Here is a 26,145-nt window from a genome sequence, read left to right on the forward strand (position 1 = left end):
AAATTCAGCCGAAATGTCCGTTTGCTCACGTAGTTTTCCTACGCTCCGCTACTCCATTTCTAGCTTCATCCCATCTTCTCGGTACTGAAAACCGATCTTTTTGAACACGCATATATACGAAAAATATACTGAAATGCTGCCCCCTTTGTCAAGTGGACAACGTACTCATAAACAAATAGTACGAGACTCCCTCATGCTATTCACACACTTCCGGTTGGAGCATTAATCCGATACCATAACAGACTTCTCTACCTTGGGTGGTACCAAATCCACTCCACCTGGGTGAAACGGATGGCATTTCCCAATACGCTTCGCCGCAAGCAGCGATCCTTTGAAAGCACCGTGTACCTCAATCGCCTCCATTGCGTAAGCCGAGCAGGTTGGATAGAAGCGACATGTTGGCGGCTTTAATGGAGAGATATATCTGCGGTACACTCGAATGGGTGCCTGAACCAGTCTACGAGATATCTTCATCGTTAGTGCTTCCCGTGAGCGTGCTGGTTTCCGGATGGTGTTTTGGCCGGAGCATGTTCAGCACAGTCCTTACAGTACCCGAAAACTTCGAATTTATGATCCACTACCTGGAATTGTTCGGGCGCATCCGCAAGCTGCATCGGGCAAAAAATGATAGGATATGTCTTCTGGCATTTCAGACAAATCATATGATGGTGATGATGATCCTCGCTGCAATGCGCTCTGAACTTCACCCCATCTTCAAAGATCACCTGCTCCAATACACCTAATTCCTGCATCACACGCAAATTCCGGTACACCGTATCAAAGCTAAGCCCGCTGTAAGTCTTACCCATATATTCGTATACGTCCTTGGGTGTCAGATACCCAGGGGATTCGGCAAATAACCGGGCCAGTGTCTTCCGCTGATCCGTAATGCGGAGCCCCTGCGAGGACATGGTAGTAATAATCTGTTCTGTCGACAGCATGACCTAAAGCACCTCCTGTCATACGAGCATCTGCATAAATCCAAAGACCGAATTTAATTATGCAAAATGCTGATACTTATGCTTGATTTATATACCTATAATAATGCCTTAAATGAAGTGCAGAGTCAACGAAAGCACATGGGCCATCTGGTTCTTCGGGCATAATGAAAAAGGACTCCGTGTAAATGGAGTCCTTTTCTGACGGTTCAGATAATTAATCCTTCGGGTGACTTTTGGGGTGACAGGATATATACCACATAAGCTTTCACTCCAAACCGTCCGTTCCTGGTGACATGAGAAGCAATTACTTCTCTGCTGGAAGTGGTGTGAACAGCAAGTTAACAGGAAGATTGCTTCCTGGTGCAGCCGAGAACAGAATCGTTACACTTTGACCAACCGAACCTGTACGGTAAAGGACGCTTTGTTCACTTGGCGCACTTACGGATTTGCCAGTCGCAATCTGAACAACCTCACCGTTAACAAGGGCCACACCCGAGTATTTCCCCCCACGAGGGTTGAATGAAATCAATGTGCGTGGAGCCACATTGTTCAGTGTAATTTTGTACAATACACCGAAGTTACCTGCGTTGGAAGCGTCTGTGAACGCCATTGGGTCTGTGCCGACCAGGTTAGGGTCACTTGAATTGTCTCCGAGCGGCAGACGCGCAGGCTCCGAGCCTACTTCCTGATCGTACGTAATGACACGTGTTGCATTCGGATACGTTCCTCGGTTATGCACACCATCACGATCCAGAACAGGCAATGTGGACCATACAGCCATCGGATCTTTGTTTTCTTCAATTAAGATAACGTTATAGTCAAGTGCATAATCGCTAAAAGCGTCCGAATAGAGTGAGATAACTTGTCCTTCTTTCATCGGAAGTTTATTTAGTTCGGTCAAAATCAGCTTGCTTTCTCCAGGTTGAATATACTCTTTCTTTTGATCGGTTCCAGTCTGAATCGACTTAAACCATTTATCAATAGACAATTTCCCGGCTACGGTAGCATACGGAGTAGGTCCCGCGAAGCCCATATTTTGTTGTTCGAATACTGCCGGATATGGGTTGTTATTGGTTGCAATAACATACATTTTTACTCTTTTGCCTGTATTATTCACATGGTGAATCATGAAACGGGTTTGCCCCGAAGATGATTCTTTATAAACAATACCTTCCGAATTAACGGTTTCTGGGCTGTTACTACGAATCAGCAAACTTGGCTCGTCGTTGTACGTAAAAGGCACCTTCTCCATGGCATGTACTCCGCCACCATCGAAGCTGAATTTATCACCTACCGGCGTGAACAACTGATTAAAATCAGACATGCTATACAGTGTTTCACTTGTGATGTTAACCGTCTTTGTATAGCTGTTGCTAGCGCCATGTTTATCCGTAACGGTAATCGTTACGGTCTTCGGTCCTGGAACAAAGAATGCCAGAGCATTATTTTCCCATACGGTTTTATCATGATCAATGGCATTTTCGTCATCGGTGCTTTGATCAATGTACGTGATCTTTTCACCCATTTTGTACTCTTCCTTGTCTGTCGTAAACATCGCTACAGGGGGAAGATTGGGTTGCTGAACCTGAATCGTTACAGCGTACGGATCACTCCATTGCCCGCTCGAATCTTGGACAGCATACGTTACCGTATATGTACCTGGTTGGTCAAACGATTCCTGACGACCTGTCCAGCGTTCGTCAACGATCTTCAGTCCATTTGGAGAACTGTAAGAAGTCACATAGTCCACCTTATCGCCCGCAAAAATTTCCTTTTGGAAAATCGTAAAGCTTGCAACTGGTTTAGTATTGAGATTCAACACAACCGTTTTAGCCGACTGATTCACTTTATAGGTGATGTTCAGAGCTTGAGTAATGGAAGTTAACGGCACCATGAACGTATTTTTTTGCTGATAAGCAGGGCCTTTCATCGTTCTGGACTCTCCATTTACGGTATAGACCTTGCTGTTTGTTTTGAATCGGAGCTCATTATCACCACTGATGATGATGGTTTCCTTGGTTTTGTTATCGTATTTGACCCCGTATCCTACACGGTCCACCAGTGCACGGATCGCAACATAGGATACCCCGTTTTTTACAGTCATTGGCTGGCCCGCAAGATACGTTTTCCCATCCTGCTCCATTTTGTTGCTATTCATGTACAACGTCAGATTTCCGCCTGATGCTACGGTAGACTCCCCACCAATGGATGGTTGCTCTATTTGAGCAGGCGTAACTTGCGTTTCAACATCCTCCGTGGTTCCTTCCTGGATCGTAGATTCCGTACTAGTTTCATTTGTAGTCGTCTTCCCCCCATCAATGGCGGGTTTCTCCATATCTGTTTTAGGCGTTGCCTCCGTTCCTGTCGGAGTTTCGGTTTTCTTTCCTTCAGTGGACGGAACATGGATGGATGGGTTACTGCTACCCGTCTTCACTTCACGCTCTGAAATCGGTTGCTCTAGCTTTAGCACCTCAACCGATTTTACTTTGGCCGTGTTGTTTTCTGACGCTATGTCACCTTGTGGTGCTGAATGCGCATTCACTGAACCGACTGCAAATGCTTGAAAAACGGCTAAAGCAGTAAAAATGGATAATTTCTTCTTCAGATTCATTCTTTGTCTTTGGCTCCTTCTGCTCCCTGTAATTTTGTTCCCCTCAAAAAGTCATATTATTAGACGCTTGGTTTAGGAAAAAGTTTCTAAATAATTTGAATATTTTGTATGTATAAATCTTTTTTAGTTCAGATAACAATCACAAAATATAAAATGTACAAAGAAACCGTCTCCTTTTAAACGGTGGGTCGTACTTCCACCAAGGAACGGTTTCTTTTTGTTTTACAATTTGGAGAACAGGCTATCCCCTAGCCATTTTTATGACTCATGGGGTAGCCTCTTCCTGACGGTTTAGATGATCAATCGTTCGGGCGACTTTTGGGGTGAACGGGTATATGTGATGTAAGCTTTCACTCCAAACCGTCCGTTCCTGGTGACATGAGAAGCAATTACTTCTCTGTCGGAAGTGGTGTAAACAGCAAATTGACAGGAAGATTGCTTCCTGGTGCAGCCGAGAACAGAATCGTTACACTCTCACCATATGAACCTGTGCGGTAAAGTACACCTTGTTCATTTGGCGCACTCAAGGATTTGTTGTCTTTCGAAAGCTGAACAACCTGTCCGTTCACAAGTGCCACACCTGAGTATTTGCCTCCACGAGGGTTGAACGAAATCAGCGTACGTGGAGCTACATTGTTCAGTGTAATTTTGTACAGTACACCGAAGTTACCTGCGTTGGAAGCGTCTGTGAACGCCATCGGGTCTGTTCCGACCAGGTTAGGATCACTTGCATTATCCCCAAGCGGAAGACGTGCAGGCTTCGAACCTACTTCTTGATCATACGTAATGATACGGGTTGCATTCGGGTATGTTCCACGGTTATGCACACCGTCACGATCCAGAACAGGCAATGTGGACCATACCGTCATTGGATCTTTACTTTCTTCAATCATGATCACGTTGTAATCCAGTTGATAGTCGCTGAATACATCTGAGTACAAGGAAATGACTTGACCCTGTTTCATAGGAAGAACGCTCAGATCAGTCAGAATCAACTTGCTCTCTCCAGGCTCGATGTATACTTTCTTTTGTCCTGTACCGTTTTGTATGGACTGGAACCAGCGATCAATGGATACTTTACCAGCCGCGGTTGCTATTGGTGACGGACCTGCAAAGCCCATGTTTTGCTGTTCCAACGCCGCTGTATACATATTATTATTCGTAGCAACAACGTACATTTTCACGTTTTTGCCCGTGTTATTTACATGGTGGATCATGAATCGAGTCTGACCGATTGAAGACTCTTTGTAGACAATCCCTTCCGAATTAACGGTTTCTGGGCTGTTACTACGAATCAGCAAACTTGGCTCGTCATAGTACGTGAAAGGCACCTTCTCCATGGCAGGTACTCCGCCACCGTCGAAGCTGAATTTCTCACCCACCGGCGTGAACAACTGATTAAAATCAGACATACTGTACAGCGTTTCACTTGTGATGTTAACCATTTTTGTATAGCTGTTGCTCGCGCCATGTTTGTCCGTAACGGTAATCGTTACCGTCTTCGGTCCTGGAACAAAGAATGCCAAAGCATTGTTTTCCCATTCGGTTTTATCAATAGCATTTTCGTCATCCGTGCTTTGATCAATATAGGTGATCTTTTCACCCATTTTGTATTCTTCCTTGTCAGTCGTAAACATCGCTACTGGAGGAAGATTTGGTCTTTGAACCTGAATTGTTATAGAATACGGATCACTCCATTGTCCGCTCGAATCCTGAACAGCATACGTAACCGTATATGTACCCGGTTGGTCAAATGAATCCTGCTGCCCTGTCCATCTTTCGTCTACAATGCTCAGTCCTTTAGGAGAGCTGGATTTGGTGTTGTATGTCACCGTATCCCCTGCAAAAATCTCTTTTTGTACCGTGAAGCTGGCTACCGGTTTGGTATTCAGGTTCAGTACAACAGTCTTGGCAGATTGATTCACTTTATAAGTAATGTTAAGTGCCTGAGTAATCGACGTCAGCGGCACCATGAACGTATTTTTTTGTTGATAGGCAGGGCCCTTCATCGTTCTGGACTCTCCATTTACGGTATAAACCTTGCTATTGGTTTTGAAGCGAAGCTCATCTTCGCCACTAATAATAATGGTTTCTTTGGTTGTATTGTCATATTTCACATTATAACCAACCCGGTCAACCAGCGCGCGGATCGCTACATTAGATACACCATTTTTAACAGCCATCGGCTGTCCGGCAAGATACGTTTTGCCGTCCTGCACCATTTTGTTGCTGTTCATGAACAGGGTCAGATCTCCGCCTTTACTTCCGGCTACCGTTTGACCACTTGTGGATGGCTGCTGCACCTCTACTGGAGTCGTAGGTACCGTCGTTTCTTCTTCCGTACCTTCTTCATCTACAGGCTCTGTAACAGGCGAAACTGGCTTAACCGGAGTAGCCTCCGTATCTGTTGGCTCGGTTGTTACTGGAGTTGTATCTTCTACAGTTTCATTATCCGTTGGTGTTGTACCTGATCCGGACTTTATTTCCGACTCCGCGATGGTTTGTTCTTTCTTCACAACCTCCACGGATTTAACTTTGGCTGTATTCACTGTTGTTGTATCGCTTTGATCGGCTGCCAGTGCATTCGCAGGAATCGCTGCAAACGCTTGAAAAACAGCAAACGCGGTAAGTATGGATAATTTCTTCTTCAAATTCATTCTTTTTCTTTAGCTCCTTCTGCTCCCATTTTATAAATATCCCCCTCAAAAAGTCATACTATTAGACGCTTATAACCGGGAAAAGTTGCTAAAAATATTTAATAAGAATTGTTAACCTTGAATAGAGGAGCATTACTATGAAAATAGTTAGTTATCATTATTAGTATCCGCCATATGATCAAAACCAATTTTCAACCAAAAATCTCCCTGTAATATGGCTGGGTACAGACCATACCACAAGGAGATTTACAGATTGGATTAGTTGTTATTAACGCAAACCCACTGGCAGACTTCCTGTTGGCTTCAATTCGCCCGTTAACACGAGAGACAATGCCCGAACCACTGCGGGTGTGTTCTCGTAGGTACATATATAACTTTCTGGCCTCGAAATTTCCAGCAGATCATACGGATTACGCAGGGCGACCACAATCAGCGAATACTTCTCACCAAGTTTTTCAATCAAATAGCGTTGCCCTTTCGGAAGACGACCTGCGGATGTGTAGGTGCATACGATAATTTGTTCTCCTTCCGAAACATCCTTCAATATCCGATCCGTTTCATCATACGTGGGCTGAGTCGTTATTTTGTGCTCCTGAACTCCGCCTCTCAGCTGCGATAACGCTACGCCGAGCGAATCTGTATGAGACCATGGTTCATCCACTTCTGTCCGTTGCACAACTTCGGGCCATATCACATACACATCCTGTTCTGGATTCAGTGGAAGCACCCCGTCATTGTGAACCACAGTGATGCTTTTAGATGCGATCTCGTTTAAAAAGGATTCAATGGAGGCCAGCGATCTTGGTAATTGAACCTTTTCGTTTACCTCTAAAGTGTTCCCATCAATCTCATCAGATCCATCAGGTATAGCAGCTACAGAATCATTCACTTCCAGAGGAACTAACGTGTTATCCCACTGTCCACAACGCACTGACTTCCATGAAACAATTCGTTTCAATGCCTGGTTAATGGTATCCTCAGCAATCCGTCCAGTCCGAACCGCCTTAACAACTGCTTCCACGGCAGAGATCTGATCTTGCAGGGTGTGACTGACCAGAACCAGATCAGCACCGGCTTCTACAGCACGAACGGCTGCCTCAGCTACACCATATGGTTTGGATATCGCATGCATCTCCAGACAGTCTGTTATAATAATCCCCTCATAGCCCATTTCTTCACGTAACAGACCTGTCAACACTTTACGTGACAACGTAGCCGGAATAGGTTCGGGTTCTATCGTCGGAAAGATGACATGCGCTGTCATGATGGCATCGACTCCGGCATCGATGGCCCGGCGGAATGGCAGCAGTTCTACCTGCTCCAGCCTGTCCCGATCATGAGGTACAGTCACCATGCCGAGATGAGAATCCACTGCCGTATCACCATGTCCGGGAAAATGTTTGGCCGTCGCAGCAATACCTTGTGATTGATACCCTTTAATGGCCGCTGCGCCATGGGCGGCTACACTATCCGCTTTCTCGCCATAGGAACGCACGCCAATGACCGGGTTAAGCACGTTGTTATTTACGTCCACTACTGGCGCAAGATTCATATCGATTCCGATACTTTTCAATTCGCGACCTAAAATCTGGGCGCATCCCAAGGTATAGTCCGGCTTTCCCGTTGCTCCCAGCGCCATGTTTCCAGGTACCTGGGTCATACCCTCTTTGTCAATCCGTGCGACCATACCGCCCTCCTGATCCACAGAGATCATCAGAGGCCATTCCCCGGCATCCGCTGCAATCGTTTGCAAGTCGGCAGACAGACGGGTTAACTGGCTTACGCTTTCCACATTCCGCCTGAAATAAATGACGCCTCCCACATGATAATCACGGATCAGCGTATGGATTTGTTCATCCGCGTGCTGCCCATGGAATCCACACATAAACATCTGACCCACCCGTTGCTCCAACGAAAGCTGATCGATTGACTTCATACGCATGCTCACTCCCATTTAAGAACCTGCTCTTTGGTTTGACCTGAATTCCGATGGTTTCATATGAAAATGTTTATGGAATACCTTGGAGAAATATCGGCGCTCCTTGAATCCAGTTGCTTCACCGATGGCTGTAATGCTCCATTCCGTAGTACTTAACAATAAAGCTGCGCTCTCCATCCGCTTCTGCGTCATATATTCAACAAAAGTAACACCCACATGATTCTTGAACAGCTGGCAAAAGTAGCCCGGACTGATTCCCAGCCATTCCGCTACTTCATCAATACCCAAATCACATTCCAGTCTGGCGTTCATATACTCGCACGCAGACGTCATTAGCTCAGATACCGAAGGGCGTGGCACGCTCTTCTTGTCATAACAAACATGAGCAAGTGCCTCCGCCAGTTCAATGAATTCTTTGATCGAGGTTGCTGAATGCAACGCACTCCAGAAATGAATTTCGTCTTGTTCAGCCATCACATGTACTTCCCGCAATTCACGCAGCATATGTACAAGTAAGAAACAAAGACTATTTTCAGCCATACCATCCAGCTCACTCTGATGTTCACTCATCCGATGTTTGAGCGTAGTTAACAACTCAATCAAGCCCTGCTTATTTCCCTGCCTGATCCAGCGAGTGATGTAGTCCAGATCCTCTTTGGCAACCCACATCATCGCCCTTCCGGATGGTTCCTTCGATTTCTCTAAGGAAGGTTCCGAGGCTTCCCGCTTCAACTTAGCGCTGTACGGGTCCGAGTCACTCATAATCAGCAATCTCTGACAGTGGCGGTACCGCTCAGCAATCTGGTCATCCAGCTTCACAGGCACAACATCCTGAATGACTCGTGTCTTCATGCCTGAACCTGGCTCAAATATCGCATCCAACTCCAATGTGATCTGCTGAGCCAATGCATCTGCCCGTAGTCTCCATTCACCAGAAGCCTCCACCAATATGCACCATTCTCCCTTACGGGCCGAAATCAACAGCGTTTCATCACCAATTCCATCGGCAAGCTCCCTAAGCCTGAAACGGATCATCTCATGCCAGCTTTGATGACGGGCCCCGGACCATCCGATGGAATGCTTGAAATAACCGGATACATCTATAAGTAGCAGAATGTACCTTAATGAAGGGGCCTGGGGTTGCGGTACAGAAGGTGGGTAAGGAAACAACGACGAGTCCTCTTCCCTTCGCATCAATTCAATAATATGTTTGTCTCTGACCCAGGTTTCCATCTCCGAATTGCGGTGGCGCTCAGCCTGCATCTCGATCCGTTTCTTCTGAATCTGCCCGGCAAGCTCACGCAATTTATGTTCCAGGTCCAGATAATCAATCGGTTTGCATATGTATTCTCGAACATGATAACGAATAGCAGTACGGGCATACTCAAACTGCTGATATCCGGTCAGCAAAATGATTTCGCATGTTTCACCCTGTTCCCGCAATATTTGAATCAGTTCCAGACCATCCATAGAGGGCATACGAATATCACACAACAGGATGTCGGGATGATACTCTGCAACTTGGTCCAGTGCTTCTGCCCCGCTTCTGGCCGTGCCCACAATATCAATGCCCATCTCTTCCCAAGGCAAAATACAGCTTAAATTCTCCAAAATCGGCAGCTCATCGTCAACCAGCAATGCGGTTAGATTCATTCATCTTCCCCCTGCTTATATTGTGGAATAATACATTGAACGATCGTGCCATACCCCGGAGATGAACATATGAACACCCCGTATCCGGCTCCATATTGAATCCGTATTCGATCTGCCACACTTCTTAATCCCAGTCCTCGGCGCTCTGCCATGGAAGACAGGGGTTTCGTTCCCTCTGCCATGATATATTCGGGCGGGTCTTCTGCCATGTATTCAAATCTTGCCAACATTTCCTGGGGAATACCGATGCCATTATCCTCAACTCGCAGCACCAGATTATTCTGTACCACAAATGCGCTGATTCGTAGTACGCCCTGATATTCGATTCCCTCAAACCCGTGCTGAATGCTGTTTTCTACAAGAGGTTGGAGGGTAAGCTTGAGCATAGATGATGTATACAGATGAGATGAAATGTTGATCTCGTACCGAAATAAATCACTGAATCTGTACTGTTGAATCTCCAGATAACTCTGTAAGTGCCTAAGCTCCTCACTGAGTGATATTTCCTCCTGATCCTGGATGCTGATGCGCAGCATATTGCCAAGTCGAGTCACCATTTCACTTACTTTACGCCCTTCTCCCCTCATGGCTAATCCGTTAATAGATTCCAGTGTGTTGAACAGAAAATGAGGTTTGATCTGGGCTTGAAGCACGCGCAGCTCCGCTTTGGCCTTTTGCTGCTGCTCCGCACGCACACGCCGGAACAGGCCGCCGATCCGATCCAATAATTCATTGAACCCTTGAGCCAGAAGCTGCATCTCGTCAAACCCTTTTCCTTCAACGCGAGCATTAAAGTCCCCATCGTCCACACGTCTCATAAATCGAACAAGCACGGCAATATTGCCAGTAATTCGGTTCATGAAGAACACATTGAAGACCATCGCAGCAAGTAAACACAGCAGAATGATGATGATGGACCAGCCTGCGAACACATTCGTCTCTGCGGATAACGCTTCCCATGAAGTGACACTAGCCAGACTCCAGTTGTAGTTTTTCAGATGATATTGGGAAATGATACTTTCACTACCGTCAAACACAGCTCTGGTGCTGCTGAACCCCAACCCGTAACTATCAGAACGTACCCCCAGATTGTCCATCTTCTCTCCGCTGTAGCGGCCGGAAGGATCGTACACGATCAGCCCTTCTTCATTAATCAGCAGGAACGACGTATCCTGTGCAGGATCACTTATTTTCAAATGGCGGAAGATGCGATCCATCTCTCCTTTTTTGATCTGAACGACCAGGACGCCGATATTCTGAAAATAACTGAGTTCCTTGACCAACCGGATCTGGGTAAACACAGGTTCTACGCCAGTCAGTTCGGGATATTCCAGCGGAGCCAGCCATTTGGGTACACCGTTGAGCTCCTGAATTTCTTTGAAGAGTGGATGCACCTTGAATTGTTGAAAAGGGAGTGCCTGAAAATTTTCTTTGGTAAAAATAGAGACAATCTGGTTGTCCTCGGATGACCGTGAACGCAAATCATACAAGAAGGCGTAACTGATGAATGGATAATTGTATAAAAGGGAACGGAAATTCCGCTGGCTGGCATTGAGCGACAATTGATTACCGGTTCCCAGATCCTGTTTGGTCGGATCTTTAGCATTCAATGCCATCTGGAATACCGATGTGGCAATGCCGTTGTCCGTGACATTGTTGATCTGCTGAAAAACATTCTCAATATTATAGCTAATGGCCTGGAGTGCATATTCAGACTGCTGATTGTATTTCTTCTCAATCGTGTGTGACGTGACCAGAAACATGCCGATTCCAAGCGTGCACATTGGTACGATGATAAGCAACAGAAATGCCATGGCCAGCTTCATCCGCAAATTCATGTCCCGTTCTCCCTATATAACACATCGTTAATTAACCTTTGACACCGCCTGCTGTTACACCTTCAATAATTTTCTCCTGAAGCACAGCGTAGATCACAATAACCGGTACAACACTGTACACAATTCCGGCTGACATCTGGGCATAATTCATCTGATACTGATCACGAAACTGGACCATGCCGACAGGCAATGTGCGCAGTTTATCGGTAGATAAGAAATAGTTGGCGAGTAGAAACTCGTTCCAGTTGCCGAGGAAATTCACGATAAATACCGTGACTATGGCCGGAACTGTAAGGGGTATCACTATTTTAGCAAAGATACCCGGAGCCCTCAAGCCATCCATAACCGCCGCTTCCTCAATTTCTCCAGGGAGTGAGCGCATAAAGGCGGCCAGAATAATAATCGTGAACGGAATCGCATTTGCAACATAAGGAATGATCAGCGCCAGATGTGTATCCAGAATGCCCAGCTTGCGTACTAGTAAATAAATCGGCAGCATGAGCGCGTTGTTTGGTATCAGCATACCCGCCAGAATGAGGCTGTACAGAAACAGACTCCATTTGCGGTGTCTCATCCGGGTGATGGCAAAAGCAAACATGGCTCCAAGCACAATCGTTCCGGCTGAGGAAAGCACTGAAATGTACATACTGTTCCAGAAATACGTTCCAATCTTGGCATTCACCCAAGCTTCCACGTAATTGTTAAACACCCAGGTTGAAGGCAGACCGAACGGATTCAGTGCAATCTCGTTGTTATCCTGCTTGAATGAAGAGAAGATCACGAATAAAAAGGGAAACAGAATCGCAATTAAATAAAGCATTAACAACATATGAGGTATACTGCCTTGGATACGCTTAGCCATCAATATTCCACCCTTTCGTTGTGTCTCGCCACCAGCAGCTGATACACCGCGGTGAGCACAAGCGTCAGAGCAAAGATTAGAACCGCAATCGTATTGCCATAGCCGTATTTAAAATTGGTAATCGCATATTTGATCATATACGTGGCAAGCACCTCGGTAGAGCCTGCCGGTCCACCTTTGGTCATGACCAGAACAATATCAGCCGCCTTCATCGCTCCAGCTATGGACAGCATGACCACAACCGAAATAATCGGCTTGATTAATGGTAACGTAATTTTAAACGCTCGCTGTACCGCTGTGGCTCCATCAATGGCAGCCGCTTCGTCTAGATCACGTGGGATGGCCAATATAGCCGCCAATACCATGACAATGTAAAATCCTGTCCACTGCCAGGCGTTGGTCACGAGAATGGAGATCATCGCGAACCGGTTATCGGACAGCCAATAGACCGGAGAGATGTTTACAGCTTCAAGCAACTGGTTCAGCAGTCCAATGTTGGGTTCATAGATGAACCCCCACAAAATTCCGATGACTGCCGTAGACATAATTGAAGGCAAAAAAACAGCTGTTTTGTACAATCCCTTCAGCTTCTTCACGTTTGCAATGAGCAGGGAGAACAGCACGATAATAGGTACCTGGATCAATACGGAAAATGCAATAAAGAACCCATTATTGCGAGTGGAAATCCAGAATCGTTCATCTGTCAGCGCTTTTGCATAATTCGAAAGTCCGACAAAACGTGGCTCTGCGGATACCCCGTTCCAGCTGGTCAGGCTGTAATAGAGTGAACTGCCAATCGGATAAAGGAAGAACATGACAAACAGGAACAATGCAGGTAATACAAACAATGTATAGATCAACGGGCTGCGGAGTGAAGTGTTCATGATCTACCTCCTTCAGTAACTTCAACTTCTTATGCTCATGAATCGCGCAGTTTCCTCAGCAGTGGAGTCTTCAGATTTCACCAAGGGCTTTGCCCCGGCAATATTCCAACCGGGGCAAGCCAGCATGATGATGAGGCAGGTTTCTTACCTGGTTTCTTACCTGTACAGCTCCACTATTCAACCGAAGCATTTGCCTCTTCCTGAACCTTTTGCAATTCTTCCGCCATCTTCTCTGGAGTGGTCTGTCCACCAATCAGCTTCTGAATTTGCAGGTTGCTGATCTCTGTAGTCACATCAGCCTGAACGAGTGCATCAAATGCTGGGAATGAAGTCTGGGATGCATTCAGGACCGCCACGATTTCCTTCATCAACTCATCCGTGATGCTGTCAGTCAGTACCTTCTCATCCAGTTTCATCGCTGGTAACACGCCATCTTCCACGAGCCCGCGTACTTGCATATCTTCGTTGTAGAAATTTTTGATAAACGCTTTGACAGCCTCCAGTTTCTGCGGGTCATCCGCAACGGAAGCGGAGAAACCATATCCATTATTGACGTCACGCATCAGAGCCGTCTGATCTCCTGCACCATTCTCTACCGGAGGCATGTTGAAGAATCCAACCTTGTCAATGAGCGATTCTCCGCTCTGCCCTTCCTTGAATACAGACGATTTCCATGTTCCGTCATACATCAGAATGGCTTCACCGCTCGTGAATTGAGTGGTGTATTCCGCATATTCAAAGCCAAGTTCGCCTTTTTTGAAATAACCTTTATCGACCCATTCTTTATGCTTCGCAAATCCCGCAACAACGCCCGGATCGGTCCACTTGGCTTCACCTGTCGCGAACTTTGCCGTGATATCAGGTCCGGCATAACGGGACCAAAGGTGGTTGGTTAACATGAGTGGAACCCAGCCTGCCTTGGAAGCAGAAGCAAGCGGGACTTTACCGTCAGCCTTGATCTCGGCCAGCATGTTGTCCAGTTCAGCCATCGTTGTAGGCGCTTTCCAACCTTTTTGTGCAAAATACTCTTTATTGTAGAAAAATCCTTCCCCCGATCCCCCAATAGGAAGCCCATACACCTTGCCTTCATAAGTGAATGGCTCAAGTGAGGTAAACTGGTCCTGGAGGCCCAGCTCTTGCAGAATTGGCGTCAGATCCAGCAACATGCTTTCTTTGGCATAGACTTTGGAGTCTGGACTGCCAAACAGTTCGAAGATATCCGGCGGGTTGCCTGCTGCCATCTCTCCACGAAGCTTTTCCTTGCGGTTCACATCCGATTCAACACCATCCAGCGTAAAAGTTAGATTAGGTACTTCGCTCTCCACTTTGTCCACCACATCCTGCAGAATGGCCAGCCTTTTTTGTTTGTCGGCGCCCACCTGAGTGTGACGGAGAAGCATCTCAACCGGTTCCTTGCTCGTCTCTGCAGGCGCATTGCCTGCTCCTTGCTGTGGTTCGTTACTTGAGCTTGCACATCCCGCCAGTGTCCACGAAGTGATAAGCAATAATGAAAGCAGCAATGTCATTCCTTTTTTCATCTGGTTGACCCTCCTCAACGTATCGAGCATTTGGCTTTACACTCTGATTATAAAAAGCCGAAGCTTACATCGTAAGGATGACAATTCATCAATGGAGGGATAAAATCCTTCACTGGGCCAATAAATCAACTGCCACACATCGGATAACAGCAAAAAAACAGCCCCTGCGAAACGTGTTCGCAAAGACTGCTTGGTTGATAGATCCTGTATATAAAAGCTAGTTACTTATTGGAGCAAGCCATGCCCGCTGTTTCGGAGCGGCCTTGTTCAATCAGGCGATACGCCCGCTCTACTTCCTCTTCACTCGGAGAAGGAACACCTTCCAGCGGATATATTTTCCCCATAGCTTGCCATTTGTAGATGCCCATCTGATGATAAGGCAGGATTTCGAACTTCTCGACCCCATTTAATGTGCCTATAAACCTTCCGAGGTTGAGCAAATCCTCTTCCTCGTTGTGAATGCCTGGTACATACACGTGGCGAATCCACATTTTCCGTCCCTGATCCGATAACCACTGTGCGGTCTTCAGTGTTCTTTCGTTGGATTTACCCGTCAGCTTGATATGCTTCTCATCATCGATATGTTTCAGATCCAGCAGAACCAAGTCCGTGTTATCCAACAGATCGTGAATCCGATCCGGTTCATTGAAACCATTGCTATCCAGCGTCGTGTGTAATCCCCAACGGCGTTTCGCTTCCTTGAAGACTTCGGCTACAAAATGAGCCTGCAATGTAGGCTCCCCACCAGATACCGTGAGTCCCCCGCCAGAGCTGCGATAGTAAGTGAGGTACGGCTCAATCTCGGCCAGTACCTCCTCCACGCTCATTTCCTTACCACCGTCCAGTGCCCATGTATCCGGGTTGTGACAATACTGGCATTTGAGTAGACATCCCTGCATAAAAAGCACGAAGCGGATGCCTGGGCCGTCAACCGTCCCGAAAGTTTCGAGTGAATGAATATGTCCGTTAACCATGCTGCCTCTTCCTTTCTGTATCCGCATCCGCTGTGCGTTTAATATGTGTTCAATCTTTTCTCAAGGCCATCTTCTTATCTCAAATTCATGACATGCAATGATTACATGGAGCCATGGAACGTCCGGTTAATGACATCCAATTGTTGCTCACGAGTCAGCTTGATGAAGTTAACCGCGTAACCAGATACCCGTACCGTCAATTGCGGATAGTTTTCCGGGTGGTCCATGGCGTCAATCAGTTGCTGACGATCAAATACGTTTACGTTTAGATGGTGTGCGCCTTGACCGAAGTATCCGTCCATCATGGCAACCAGATTGGATTTACGTGTATCCGACTCTTTACCCAAGGCTTTAGGTACAATAGAGAACGTATTGGAAATTCCGTCAAGACTGTGTTCATACGGTAATTTGGCTACAGAGCCCAGGGATGCCAGCGCACCTTTTTTATCTCGGCCATGCATTGGGTTCGCCCCTGGTGCAAACGGTTCGCCTGCTTTACGACCATCCGGTGTTGTACCTGTTTTCTTACCGTATACCACGTTGGAAGTGATCGTCAGAACGGATTGCGTTGGAATCGCATTACGATATGCTTTGTGTTTGCGAATCATACCCATGAAGCTTTCTACCAGTTCAACTGCAATGTTGTCCACACTGTCTTCATTGTTACCGTAACAAGGGAACTCGCCTTCGATTTCAAAGTCAATCGCGATGCCTTGTTCGTTGCGGATCGGTTTAACTTTGGCATATTTGATTGCACTCAGGGAGTCTGCGGCAACCGAGAGACCGGCAATACCACAAGCCATTGTACGAACGATGTCGCGGTCATGCAGTGCCATTTCAATGCGCTCGTAGCTATATTTATCATGCATGTAGTGAATGACGTTGAGTGAGTTCATGTACAGTTTGGCGAGCCACTCCATCATCGGTTTGAAACGTTTCATAACTTCATTGTAATCCAGTACTTCGCTTGTAATTGCTGGGTATTCAGGTCCTACCTGAGCGCCGGATTTCTCATCACGTCCACCATTGATCGCATACAGCAATGCTTTCGCCAAGTTGGCACGTGCCCCGAAGAACTGCATTTGTTTACCAATCTTCATGGCGGATACACAGCAGGCAATACCGTAATCTTCACCATAGATTGGACGCATCAGATCATCATTTTCGTACTGGATCGAGCTGGTTTCAATGGATACTTTCGTGCAATATTCTTTGAAAGCTTCCGGAAGCTTGGTAGACCAGAGTACAGTCAGATTCGGCTCGGGTGCAGGACCCAGGTTGTTCAGAGTGTGCAGGAAACGGAAGCTGTTCTTAGTTACCCGCGTTTCTCCGTTCACGGACATGCCGCCAATGGATTCGGTTACCCATGTTGGGTCTCCACTGAACAGTTCGTTATAATCCGGTGTACGCAGGAATTTGACGATCCGCAGTTTCATTACAAAGTGGTCAACCAGCTCCTGTGCCTGTTCCTCTGTTAACATACCTTCTTGCAAATCACGTTCGATGTAAATATCCAGGAACGAAGAGACACGTCCAAGCGACATCGCCGCACCGTTTTGCTCTTTGATCGCAGCCAGGTAACCGAAGTATAGCCATTGGAATGCTTCTTTTGCCGTTGTTGCTGGTAAGGAAATATCGAAGCCGTGCATTTCACCCAGTTGTTTCAGTTCCTGCAATGCACGAATTTGTTCGGACAATTCTTCACGTAAACGAATGACATCTTCATCAATTACGTCCACTTCGAGTGCATTCAGTTCACCTTTTTTATTCCGAATCAGGAAGTCCACACCATAGAGTGCTACCCGACGATAGTCACCGATGATCCGGCCACGGCCGTAAGCATCTGGCAATCCTGTAATGATCCCTGCTTTACGTGCTGCACGCATGTCGGATGTATAAGCATCGAATACGCCCTGGTTATGTGTTTTGCGAATGTTCGTAAATATATCAATGACTTCTTGAGGCATTTCGAAGCCATAAGCTTCACAAGCATCAATCATCATGCGAATTCCGCCGAATGGTTGAATGGAACGTTTGAATGGAGCATCGGTTTGTACACCGACAATCTGCTCTTTGGATTTATCCAGATAACCTGGTTGGTGAGATACAATGGTTCCTGGCGTGTTCACGTCAACATCGAGCACCCCGCCGTTATCGCGCTCTTTTTTGGTCAAATCAGATACGATATCCCATAACTCTTTCGTATTCTGGGTTGCACCTGCGAGAAATGCTTCATCGCCATAATAAGGGGACAAGTTGTGTACCAGAAAATCATTCACGTCTACGGATTTGGTCCAAGTTCCTTTGGTAAAGCTTCTCCAGCCTGTTAGTTGTTTGACATCTTTTTCGATCACCGACATAGTAATCCCTCCACAAATTTGGATTTCCGGACACATGACAGGATGCTTCACTCGTCTCATCTGTGCCCAGAGCCGCGATTAATGTGATTAATTTCACATGTGAGCCGGAACACGTTCTCTCTACTTGGGAACCGGAACCGCGGAATGAATGTTTTTCTTACATTTTCAGTATACGACTTCGTGCTTTCACCATCTGTGATTTTTGTCACAAAGTCAGTGACCTTCCTCACTCCACCTGCGCTGTGTCTCATTGAACCCTATAAAATTCACACTTAGCCACTGCGTGGGCAGAACAACTTCCGATCGCTGTTATCCCCGATTTCAATTGGAACTATATAAATTGAACGAAAGGATATGTACACTGGCCACTCCAAGGATAGAACAACCTTCCGATCGCTGTTACCCCCAGATTTTTTTGATTCCCTTTAAAAAGGGGAAAATCCGGGGATAAAGGCGAACGCTATCGCTTCTTCAGGTTATTTCTATCCCCTTCGTTCTTGTGTACATGTATAGTTCAATCTATATAGCATTATAGGTTGAACTCATGCTTGAAAGGCGAACGCTTCGCTTCTTCCGTTTTTTCTGCCCTCTCCGTTGTCGTGTGAATATCTTGTTCAAATAGCCGCATCACGGATTCCTTGTTACCTCTTATAAAAAAGAAGCATTTGGACCTCTACAACTCGGTCCAAGCTTACTTAAATGAAAGAACATCTGAAAAAGCGGTCGCTTCGCTCTTCCGTTTTTCTGCCCTCTTCGTTATCGTGTGAAATACGGCAATCGGGGCTCCCCATCTCGGGGAACCCTGAATCATTGCCTCAATAATCTTGGCTCGTTGCTTGGTGTTTTGAATTAATTGTTATTCAAACTTTCCATAGAACGCATTGCGGTAAACGTCTGCCAGTTCAGTCACCAGCGGCAACTTCGGATTAGCGGTTGTACATTGGTCTTCAAAGGCACGATCTGCCAGATAATCCACATGTGCTTCGAAGTCTTTTGGATCAAATCCAATTTCCTGGAATGATTCCTCAATGCCCAGTGTTTTGTTCATTTTACGAATGGCATTGATCAGGCTTGTAACCCCTTCTTCTGTTGTACGTGCAGGCAATCCCAGAATACGGGCAATTTCCGCATAACGCTCATCCGCAACAAAGTGCGAATATTTCGGGAACGATGCAAATTTGGTCGGTTTTTTCGCATTGTAGCGAATGACGTGTGGCAACAGGATTGCATTGGTACGTCCATGTGCGGTGTGGTACTGTCCACCCCATTTGTGCGCCAAGCTGTGGTTAATGCCCAGGAATGCGTTGGCAAAAGCCATACCGGCAATCGTGGATGCATTATGCATTTTCTCACGAGCCAATTTGTCACCTTGCAGCGCCGATTGCTCCAGGTATTGGAACACCAGCTGAATCGCTTTGATCGCCAGACCATCCGTGTAATCATTCGCCATGACAGACACATAGGCTTCAATCGCATGAGTCAGTACGTCCATACCTGTATCTGCAACTGCTGTTCTAGGCAGGGAGTATACGAATTCCGGATCTACGATGGCTACGTCTGGTGTCAGCTCATAGTCTGCCAGTGGGTATTTGGTATTGCCCTGATTTTTGTCCGTGATTACTGCAAACGATGTTACTTCCGAACCTGTACCTGATGTTGTCGGAATAGCTACGAATTTCGCTTTTACGCCGAGACGTGGATATTTGTAGATCCGTTTGCGGATATCCATGAATTTTTGCTTCAGATCGTTGAAGTCGGTGTCCGGGTATTCATAGAACAACCACATCGCTTTCGCAGCATCCATCGGTGATCCCCCGCCGAGTGCGATAATGCAGTCCGGCTGGAAGCGGCGCATCATTTCTGTACCGCGATCTACCGTTGTTGTGGACGGATCGGGTTCTACATCGGAGAATACTTCGATCGCTACCGGCATTTGGCGTTGACGCAGATAATGCTCTACTTTTTCCACATAACCGAGTTTGACCATCATGGCATCCGTAATAATCGCAACGCGAGTGATGTCAGGCATTTTCGCAAGATACTGTGTTGCACCTTTTTCAAAATAGACTTTGTTCGGCACTTTGAACCACTGCATATTCACGGTACGGCGAGCCACCCTTTTCACGTTGATTAAGTTTACAGCGGTTACGTTGGAAGAAGTCGAGTTACGTCCATACGATCCGCAGCCCAGTGTCAGTGACGGCATGTTGGTGTTATAGATGTCACCGATTGCGCCGTGTGTGGAAGGAGAATTCACGATGATCCGTCCAGTTTGCAGGCGATCTGCGAACTTGCTGATCACTTCTTCGTTGTTCGAGTGAATGACCGAGGAGTGACCCATACCGCCAAAGGCTACCACTTCTGCTGCACGCTCAATACCCTCAGCTGCTGTTTTAACTTTATAACAAGCCAGTACCGGGCTTAATTTTTCAGCCGACAATGGGAACTTCGTTCCCACCCCTTCAATCTCGGCTACGAGAATTTTGGTACCTGCCGGAACTTCGATACCGCACAATTGGGCGATGCTGACTGCAGATTGACCAACAATCGCCGGATTCACCGCACACTTCTCAGCGTTTATTGCTCCTGCTGTCAATTTGGCTGCCTCGTCTTTGTTGACGAAGTAACAACCATTGGCAATCATTTTCTTTTTCACCTGATCGAAGATCGGTTCTTCAATGATGACCGCTTGCTCGGAAGCACAGATCATACCGTTATCAAACGATTTGGACAAAATCAAATCCGTAACCGCCTGGTTGATATTTGCACTTTTTTCAATAAAGCAAGGTACGTTACCTGGTCCCACGCCCAGTGCCGGTTTACCACAGCTGTAAGCTGCCCGCACCATGCCTGATCCGCCTGTTGCCAGAATGAGCGCCACATCGTTATGATTCATCAAGGCGTTTGTACGATCCATGGAAGGATCATCAATCCATTGGATACAATCCGCTGGAGCACCGTGCTTCACGGCTGCTTCCATCAGAATTCTAGCGGCTTCGCGGCTACAGTTCTGTGCAGATGGGTGGAAACCGAAGATGATCGGATTACGTGTTTTGATGGAAATCAGTGCTTTGAACATCGTCGTTGATGTTGGATTCGTTACCGGGGTGATCCCCATGATGATACCGACCGGCTCCGCAATTTTCTGGAAGCTCTCATACTCGTTATCTTCAATCACACCTACGGTTTTGTCATACTTGATGCTGTGGTACACATATTCTGTTGCAAATATATTTTTGGTGATTTTATCCTCATACACTCCACGGCCTGTTTCTTCTACGGCCATCTTGGCGAGCATCATGTGTTTATCCAGACCCGCAAGCGCCATTGCTTGCACAATCCGGTCAATTTGCTTCTGGTCCATCTTCATGAATGCGGCGTGTGCTTTATTCGCTTTGTCGATTAACGTTTGAATATACTGACCTGCTGTCGGTTCTTTTGCTGGGGCGACTTCGTTCTTTACAGCCATCTCCCTCATCCTCCTAAAGGTTCGTATTGGTTTGTCTCTCTTCTTTACATTCACATCGTAACATGGCGATAAACTTAATTATGTGATTTTTTTCACAAAGTATAACAAATTTAATTTAAGTTTTGTGGTGTCCTTCATACGGCCATTTTCACTTCCTATTTATAATATAGGACTATCAAAGCTATCCTTTCCTTTTGAAAGTGAATTTAATCACAATGTTTGAAATTTCGCCATCTTTCCCCCCTTTCCATGCCCCTCAAACGACAAGATTAGGTATATACTGAACTTAAAAATTGAACCACCGCAATTTGTACCGTCCTTCCTCCCGGCCGAGATGACCCTGATCAGGACGGCAACGGTTTGCGGCGAACCACGGAGGCCAGTCCAGGCTACAGAAGGCTGTCCGATGGATACAAAGGGGAGATAGACTTATGATAGAACAACTGAGTGTACTGGAAAAGCGCGGCAATACCAACTGTTTCTCGGAAGTGAATTTCAACCATCTGCTCGTAACGATGAAGGACAGAACCTATCCCGAAGGAACCCATCTATATTGGGAAGGAGATGTCTCAGACAAACTTTATTATATGAAGCGTGGACGTGCCCAGATCACCAAATCAACCGATGAAGGCAAAGAACTGATCATGTACATGTATCAATCCGGTGATATGATCGGTCAGGCTGACCCATTTTTCGGGTCCAAACATAGCTTTTCGGCGGAAGTGCTGGAGGATAGTGAAATTGGTGTGCTGGAGCACAAAGACCTGGAAATGCTGATCTGTCAGCATTGTGACTTTGCCATCGACTTTATGAAATGGATGGGTATCCATCATCGGTTAACCCAGACCAAATTCCGCGATCTGATGTTATATGGCAAACCGGGTGCGCTCTGTTCTACACTGATCCGCCTATCCAATTCATATGGCGAGCCCCATGGAGAGCATGTCATCATTCACAAAAAAATTACCCATACGGATCTGTCCAACATGATCGGGGCCACCCGTGAAAGTGTAAACCGCATGTTAAGCGATCTGCGCAAAAAAGATGGCATCGAATACGACAACGGCATGATTGTCATTAAAGACCTGAAGATGCTACAAAGCATCTGTCACTGCGAGCTGTGCCCTAATGAAATATGTCGTATCTGATCCTTGCCCATCGTGTATGGTTTCACTATTCAAATGAAGAAAAAAGCCCAACTTCTGTAAAGAAGATTGGGCTTTTATTATGCTTAGGATGCAGTGGTCAATTCGAGCTTTACCGCATCACGTGGGTTCAACTTCATGTCCAGTCCATTTTCCATCAGTTCCTTGTCGTTCACCATGATCACCCAACGCTGATTCATGCGGGGAATCACATTCTCAACCGAAACGACGAATTTGTTGTTCTCTGACATTCTCACAATGCCACTGGACTTTAATACATCGCGAACAGTGCACTCCTGAACGTAAACACCGGCATATTGACGATTGAGATTCGGCATAATATTACCGCCGCTCACCTTGAGTAACGTTGTCTGATAAGCAACACCATCTCCCCCACTGTCAGCGGCTTTCACGTATATGATCACTTCATCTTTGGCATGAAGCTCCATGTCCCAATTTTCCTGTTCAATATCCTTGCCATTGAGCTTAACGGCCCAACTGAGTGAGGAATCCAGTGAAACCTCCCCAACCGATTGAATCCGTTTGCCATCCGCCGTAAAATCGACAAGTCCACTGTTCAGCAGTGCTTTTTTGAGTGTCAGACCTTCACTAAAGTCTCTCTTAATGGACTTTGTTGCGTCAGGCAGAAAAGTACTGCCATCCACCGCCACTGTAATGGTGTTCGATGATTCGGTCTCTTTAACGATTGGCTGTTCAGAAGGCTGTGTCTCGCTACATCCGGCCAAAATAACCAAAATCAGCAGACATAAGCCGATGTAACCGGGGATTCTCTTCTTCATGTAGGTAACACCACCCTGCGTAAAATCATTCACCCTGTTGTCCATAACCTCTATTATGGCACAACATTCATGCAAAAAAAGTGTCAATGCCGTTACATTTAATCCAGTCAACGTCCATATATGGCTTGTACAACACAAAGAGCCTGCAAGCAGGCTCTTTGTTAAACAAATCGTCGTTAACGCATATCCAGTTACGTTATTACTGGACACAAGCCTGCATGTAAGTCCGGCCCCCGTCCCCATCTTTCAGATAAGGATTGAGTCCCAAAAACTGTTCCTCCAACACATAAACGCCTGTCAACAAACGGCCCTCTAACATTCCCCCGTCCACTTGTACGCAGAATGAAGGTGCATCCACATACTCCTGATACAGTGGAATTCGACCACGGGAATGGTGTACCTTGAATCCTTTCCCCTGCTCATGTAAAGGGCGCTCTGAGAAATACGTAGGTACGATATAACGGGCAATCACATCCAGTTCCTGCACCGTATAAAATGTGTCATCACCGAGCCAGGGCTGAAACAATCGGATCTTCTCGTATTGCGACCATACAATCGCTTGGATCAACATTTCCGCCTGTACAAAATGGCCTTCTCCAACATTAAGAAACAGACGTTCTTCATGAAATGTAGTCTCGGCCTGAATCCCTATGGGGTCGGGCTGCCTCAGTTCACAGCCGATACACTTCCATCCTCTGGACGTTTGAATCCATTTTTGCAATACCGCCGGAGCCGAACCTTGACCATTGCTGCTCGCAGAATACGTATGCTCTTCTGGAAGATCATCCTTCCCCGAACGGGAATATGCAGTTCGTTTGAATAACTCCGCAGCTTTTTTGTAGATCAGATGTACCTGAATGGATGCGCTCTCAAGTTCAGCAATATCTTGCTTGCCGTAGCGTACTTCACGGGATAAGCTTTCTTCTCTCATGACAAGTGGCCTCCTCGCTCCGGCCGCCTGCGGCCATTTTTCTTACAATTATACTACAACTCAGAACAACATGTGCAGAACCCATATAACAAAAACTCCTGATTTCCGCGGAAATCAAGAGCCTTTGTCTATTCGTTCGTTCATAATTCGATAAATTCAGCCTGGGTGTCTGCTACCTAATCAACCCAGTGCTCAGCCCAGTCCTGAATCTGATTCATTACTGGCTGCAACGCCTTACCCTTCTCTGTCAGCTCATATTCGATACGAACCGGCGTCTCAGGATAGACATGACGAGTCAAAATTCCTTCACTCTCCAGATCCTTCATCCGTTCCGACAACATCTTGTCACTCATCGATGGAATCAGATTGGAGATATCCTTGAATCGCTTCGAACCACTCATCAACGTTTGAATAATCAGACCGTTCCAGCGCTTGCCCAGAAAGGAAAACGCCGTCTCAAAGCGCGGACACATCCGCAGATCTTGGCCTTCCACATTAATCACCTCTTCAGAGATCACTCAACTTACGTTTAGTTAGTATATTTCATATTAACACATTTAAGTCTCAAAGAAAACGTCTGCCGCTAAAAAGTTGAAATTTTATAGGCATAACCCTATTTCGATTATACATCACAGTATACATGACACCCGGTTTAGTAACCATGGGAAATATCGTATAACTTCCCCATGCTACTATCTTACCCAAAAAGAACCCAACTGCCACAGTCATTAATGACTTGGAGAAGGGTTCTTGGGTTTGCGCTTAGGTATACGTTATCTATGTCCATTCAGGAAGCTAATTTGCAGCTTAGACCAGCACGCCACCAAATGGTCTTACAGGTTCACTCTTGCCGAATTCCGGCTTAAAGCTGTGGGCAGGATAAGCCCATTTCACTGCATTGCTGATGACTCTTAATATTTCCGGTTTGTAATAGGTCGGATATGTCTCATGACCTGGACGGAAATAAAAGATTTTACCTTCACCGCGGCGGAATGTACATCCGCTCCGGAATACCTCTCCACCCTGGAAGTTGCTTACAAACACCAGCTCATCCGGTACCGGAATATCGAAGAATTCTCCATACATTTCTTCTTTTTCCAACACAATCTTGCCCTCGATGCCATCGGCAATCGGATGGGACGGATTCACACACCAGACAATCTCCTGCTCATCTGCTACACGCCATTTCAAATCACAGCTTGTGCCCATAAGCGCCTTGAATGGCTTGGAGAAGTGACCAGAGTGCAGCACAATCATACCCATCCCGTTCAGGACCCGCTGTGCAACCTTTTGTGAAATCTCATCACTCACCCGATCATGTGCCATATGTCCCCACCATATAAGCACATCCGTGGAATTCAGCACTTCATCACTTAATCCGTGCTCAGGCTGATCCAGTGTTGCAGTACGAATGGCAAAGCCTTCGCCTCCCAGTCCGTCAGCCAGCGCACGGTGCAGACCGTCCGGGTAGACTTCCCTTACTTCATCGTGAATTTTCTCATGGACAAATTCATTCCAAATGGTGACGTTAATCATATTCAAT

Annotated in this window: 18 protein-coding genes; 1 reads left to right on the forward strand and 17 read right to left on the reverse strand. The window is 46.4% G+C overall.

Annotation, left to right across the window (positions count from 1 at the left end; translation table 11 throughout):
• Positions 1-222: 222 nt before the first annotated feature.
• From yidD to adhE, 13 genes are all read right to left on the reverse strand, one after another.
• On the reverse strand, positions 223-474 hold the full coding sequence (gene yidD, locus ACR32F_RS21485; protein WP_440110580.1) for a membrane protein insertion efficiency factor YidD: 252 nt from the start codon (positions 472-474) through the stop codon (positions 223-225).
• 2 nt (positions 475-476) lie between these two features.
• On the reverse strand, positions 477-941 hold the full coding sequence (locus tag ACR32F_RS21490) for a Fur family transcriptional regulator (RefSeq protein ID WP_440110582.1): 465 nt from the start codon (positions 939-941) through the stop codon (positions 477-479).
• Between the two features lie 304 nt (positions 942-1,245).
• Positions 1,246-3,552: a stalk domain-containing protein gene (locus ACR32F_RS21495; RefSeq protein WP_440110584.1), complete on the reverse strand. Its 2,307-nt coding sequence runs from the start codon at positions 3,550-3,552 to the stop codon at positions 1,246-1,248.
• A 389-nt stretch (positions 3,553-3,941) separates the two neighbouring features.
• Entirely contained in the window at positions 3,942-6,209 is a 2,268-nt protein-coding gene (locus tag ACR32F_RS21500) for a stalk domain-containing protein (RefSeq protein ID WP_440110586.1), read from the reverse strand.
• 268 nt (positions 6,210-6,477) lie between these two features.
• A complete protein-coding gene (nagZ, locus tag ACR32F_RS21505) occupies positions 6,478-8,151 on the reverse strand; it encodes a beta-N-acetylhexosaminidase (RefSeq protein WP_440110588.1) in 1,674 nt (557 codons plus the stop codon).
• A gap of 12 nt (positions 8,152-8,163) precedes the next feature.
• A complete protein-coding gene (locus ACR32F_RS21510) occupies positions 8,164-9,801 on the reverse strand; it encodes a response regulator transcription factor (RefSeq protein ID WP_440110590.1) in 1,638 nt (545 codons plus the stop codon).
• Entirely contained in the window at positions 9,798-11,639 is a 1,842-nt protein-coding gene (locus ACR32F_RS21515; protein WP_440110592.1) for a cache domain-containing sensor histidine kinase, read from the reverse strand. The genes ACR32F_RS21510 and ACR32F_RS21515 overlap by 4 nt, the downstream gene beginning before the upstream one ends.
• Before the next feature lie 31 nt (positions 11,640-11,670).
• Positions 11,671-12,501: a carbohydrate ABC transporter permease gene (locus ACR32F_RS21520; RefSeq protein WP_440110594.1), complete on the reverse strand. Its 831-nt coding sequence runs from the start codon at positions 12,499-12,501 to the stop codon at positions 11,671-11,673.
• Positions 12,501-13,385: a carbohydrate ABC transporter permease gene (locus tag ACR32F_RS21525; RefSeq protein WP_440110596.1), complete on the reverse strand. Its 885-nt coding sequence runs from the start codon at positions 13,383-13,385 to the stop codon at positions 12,501-12,503. Before ACR32F_RS21525 ends, ACR32F_RS21520 begins: the two co-directional genes overlap by 1 nt.
• Positions 13,386-13,558: 173 nt before the next feature.
• On the reverse strand, positions 13,559-14,923 hold the full coding sequence (locus ACR32F_RS21530; protein ID WP_440110598.1) for an extracellular solute-binding protein: 1,365 nt from the start codon (positions 14,921-14,923) through the stop codon (positions 13,559-13,561).
• Between the two features lie 221 nt (positions 14,924-15,144).
• Complete coding sequence (gene pflA / locus ACR32F_RS21535; RefSeq protein ID WP_440110600.1) at positions 15,145-15,897, reverse strand: pyruvate formate-lyase-activating protein; 753 nt, start codon at positions 15,895-15,897, stop codon at positions 15,145-15,147.
• Between the two features lie 101 nt (positions 15,898-15,998).
• Positions 15,999-18,257, reverse strand: coding sequence for a formate C-acetyltransferase (gene pflB, locus ACR32F_RS21540; protein ID WP_440110602.1), 2,259 nt, complete (start codon positions 18,255-18,257; stop codon positions 15,999-16,001).
• Positions 18,258-19,113: 856 nt separating this feature from the next.
• Positions 19,114-21,726, reverse strand: coding sequence for a bifunctional acetaldehyde-CoA/alcohol dehydrogenase (gene adhE / locus ACR32F_RS21545; RefSeq protein ID WP_440110604.1), 2,613 nt, complete (start codon positions 21,724-21,726; stop codon positions 19,114-19,116).
• Positions 21,727-22,157: 431 nt separating this feature from the next.
• Here adhE and ACR32F_RS21550 point away from each other — a divergent pair, with 431 nt between their 5' ends.
• Positions 22,158-22,874 carry a Crp/Fnr family transcriptional regulator gene (locus tag ACR32F_RS21550; RefSeq protein WP_440110606.1) on the forward strand — a complete coding sequence of 239 codons (717 nt, stop codon included), beginning with the start codon at positions 22,158-22,160 and terminating at the stop codon, positions 22,872-22,874.
• Positions 22,875-22,957: 83 nt separating this feature from the next.
• On the opposite strand, the gene ACR32F_RS21555 is transcribed toward ACR32F_RS21550, so the two are convergent.
• The 4 genes from ACR32F_RS21555 to ACR32F_RS21570 all read right to left on the reverse strand — a co-directional run bounded on the left by ACR32F_RS21555 (position 22,958) and on the right by ACR32F_RS21570 (position 26,138).
• Positions 22,958-23,671, reverse strand: coding sequence for a hypothetical protein (locus ACR32F_RS21555; RefSeq protein WP_440110608.1), 714 nt, complete (start codon positions 23,669-23,671; stop codon positions 22,958-22,960).
• Positions 23,672-23,870: 199 nt separating this feature from the next.
• Complete coding sequence (locus ACR32F_RS21560) at positions 23,871-24,602, reverse strand: hypothetical protein (RefSeq protein ID WP_440110610.1); 732 nt, start codon at positions 24,600-24,602, stop codon at positions 23,871-23,873.
• A gap of 176 nt (positions 24,603-24,778) precedes the next feature.
• Positions 24,779-25,075 (reverse strand): winged helix-turn-helix transcriptional regulator, encoded by a 297-nt coding sequence (locus ACR32F_RS21565; RefSeq protein WP_440119972.1) that lies wholly within the window; start codon positions 25,073-25,075, stop codon positions 24,779-24,781.
• 334 nt (positions 25,076-25,409) lie between these two features.
• Complete coding sequence (locus ACR32F_RS21570; RefSeq protein ID WP_440110611.1) at positions 25,410-26,138, reverse strand: ThuA domain-containing protein; 729 nt, start codon at positions 26,136-26,138, stop codon at positions 25,410-25,412.
• Positions 26,139-26,145 lie beyond the last annotated feature (7 nt).

It is taken from the genome of Paenibacillus hebaui, assembly GCF_051934385.1.
GTDB lineage: Bacteria > Bacillota > Bacilli > Paenibacillales > Paenibacillaceae > Paenibacillus.

Excerpts from the sequence above, each read along its gene's own strand:
- yidD (WP_440110580.1), bottom strand. The coding sequence starts at position 474 with ATGAAGATATCTCGTAGACTGGTTCAGGCACCCATTCGAGTGTACCGC.
- ACR32F_RS21490 (WP_440110582.1), bottom strand. The coding sequence starts at position 941 with ATGCTGTCGACAGAACAGATTATTACTACCATGTCCTCGCAGGGGCTC.
- ACR32F_RS21495 (WP_440110584.1), bottom strand. The coding sequence starts at position 3,552 with ATGAATCTGAAGAAGAAATTATCCATTTTTACTGCTTTAGCCGTTTTT.
- ACR32F_RS21500 (WP_440110586.1), bottom strand. The coding sequence starts at position 6,209 with ATGAATTTGAAGAAGAAATTATCCATACTTACCGCGTTTGCTGTTTTT.
- nagZ (WP_440110588.1), bottom strand. The coding sequence starts at position 8,151 with ATGCGTATGAAGTCAATCGATCAGCTTTCGTTGGAGCAACGGGTGGGT.
- ACR32F_RS21510 (WP_440110590.1), bottom strand. The coding sequence starts at position 9,801 with ATGAATCTAACCGCATTGCTGGTTGACGATGAGCTGCCGATTTTGGAG.
- ACR32F_RS21515 (WP_440110592.1), bottom strand. The coding sequence starts at position 11,639 with ATGAATTTGCGGATGAAGCTGGCCATGGCATTTCTGTTGCTTATCATC.
- ACR32F_RS21520 (WP_440110594.1), bottom strand. The coding sequence starts at position 12,501 with ATGGCTAAGCGTATCCAAGGCAGTATACCTCATATGTTGTTAATGCTT.
- ACR32F_RS21525 (WP_440110596.1), bottom strand. The coding sequence starts at position 13,385 with ATGAACACTTCACTCCGCAGCCCGTTGATCTATACATTGTTTGTATTA.
- ACR32F_RS21530 (WP_440110598.1), bottom strand. The coding sequence starts at position 14,923 with ATGAAAAAAGGAATGACATTGCTGCTTTCATTATTGCTTATCACTTCG.
- pflA (WP_440110600.1), bottom strand. The coding sequence starts at position 15,897 with ATGGTTAACGGACATATTCATTCACTCGAAACTTTCGGGACGGTTGAC.
- pflB (WP_440110602.1), bottom strand. The coding sequence starts at position 18,257 with ATGTCGGTGATCGAAAAAGATGTCAAACAACTAACAGGCTGGAGAAGC.
- adhE (WP_440110604.1), bottom strand. The coding sequence starts at position 21,726 with ATGGCTGTAAAGAACGAAGTCGCCCCAGCAAAAGAACCGACAGCAGGT.
- ACR32F_RS21550 (WP_440110606.1), top strand. The coding sequence starts at position 22,158 with ATGATAGAACAACTGAGTGTACTGGAAAAGCGCGGCAATACCAACTGT.
- ACR32F_RS21555 (WP_440110608.1), bottom strand. The coding sequence starts at position 23,671 with ATGAAGAAGAGAATCCCCGGTTACATCGGCTTATGTCTGCTGATTTTG.
- ACR32F_RS21560 (WP_440110610.1), bottom strand. The coding sequence starts at position 24,602 with ATGAGAGAAGAAAGCTTATCCCGTGAAGTACGCTACGGCAAGCAAGAT.
- ACR32F_RS21565 (WP_440119972.1), bottom strand. The coding sequence starts at position 25,075 with ATGTGTCCGCGCTTTGAGACGGCGTTTTCCTTTCTGGGCAAGCGCTGG.
- ACR32F_RS21570 (WP_440110611.1), bottom strand. The coding sequence starts at position 26,138 with ATGATTAACGTCACCATTTGGAATGAATTTGTCCATGAGAAAATTCAC.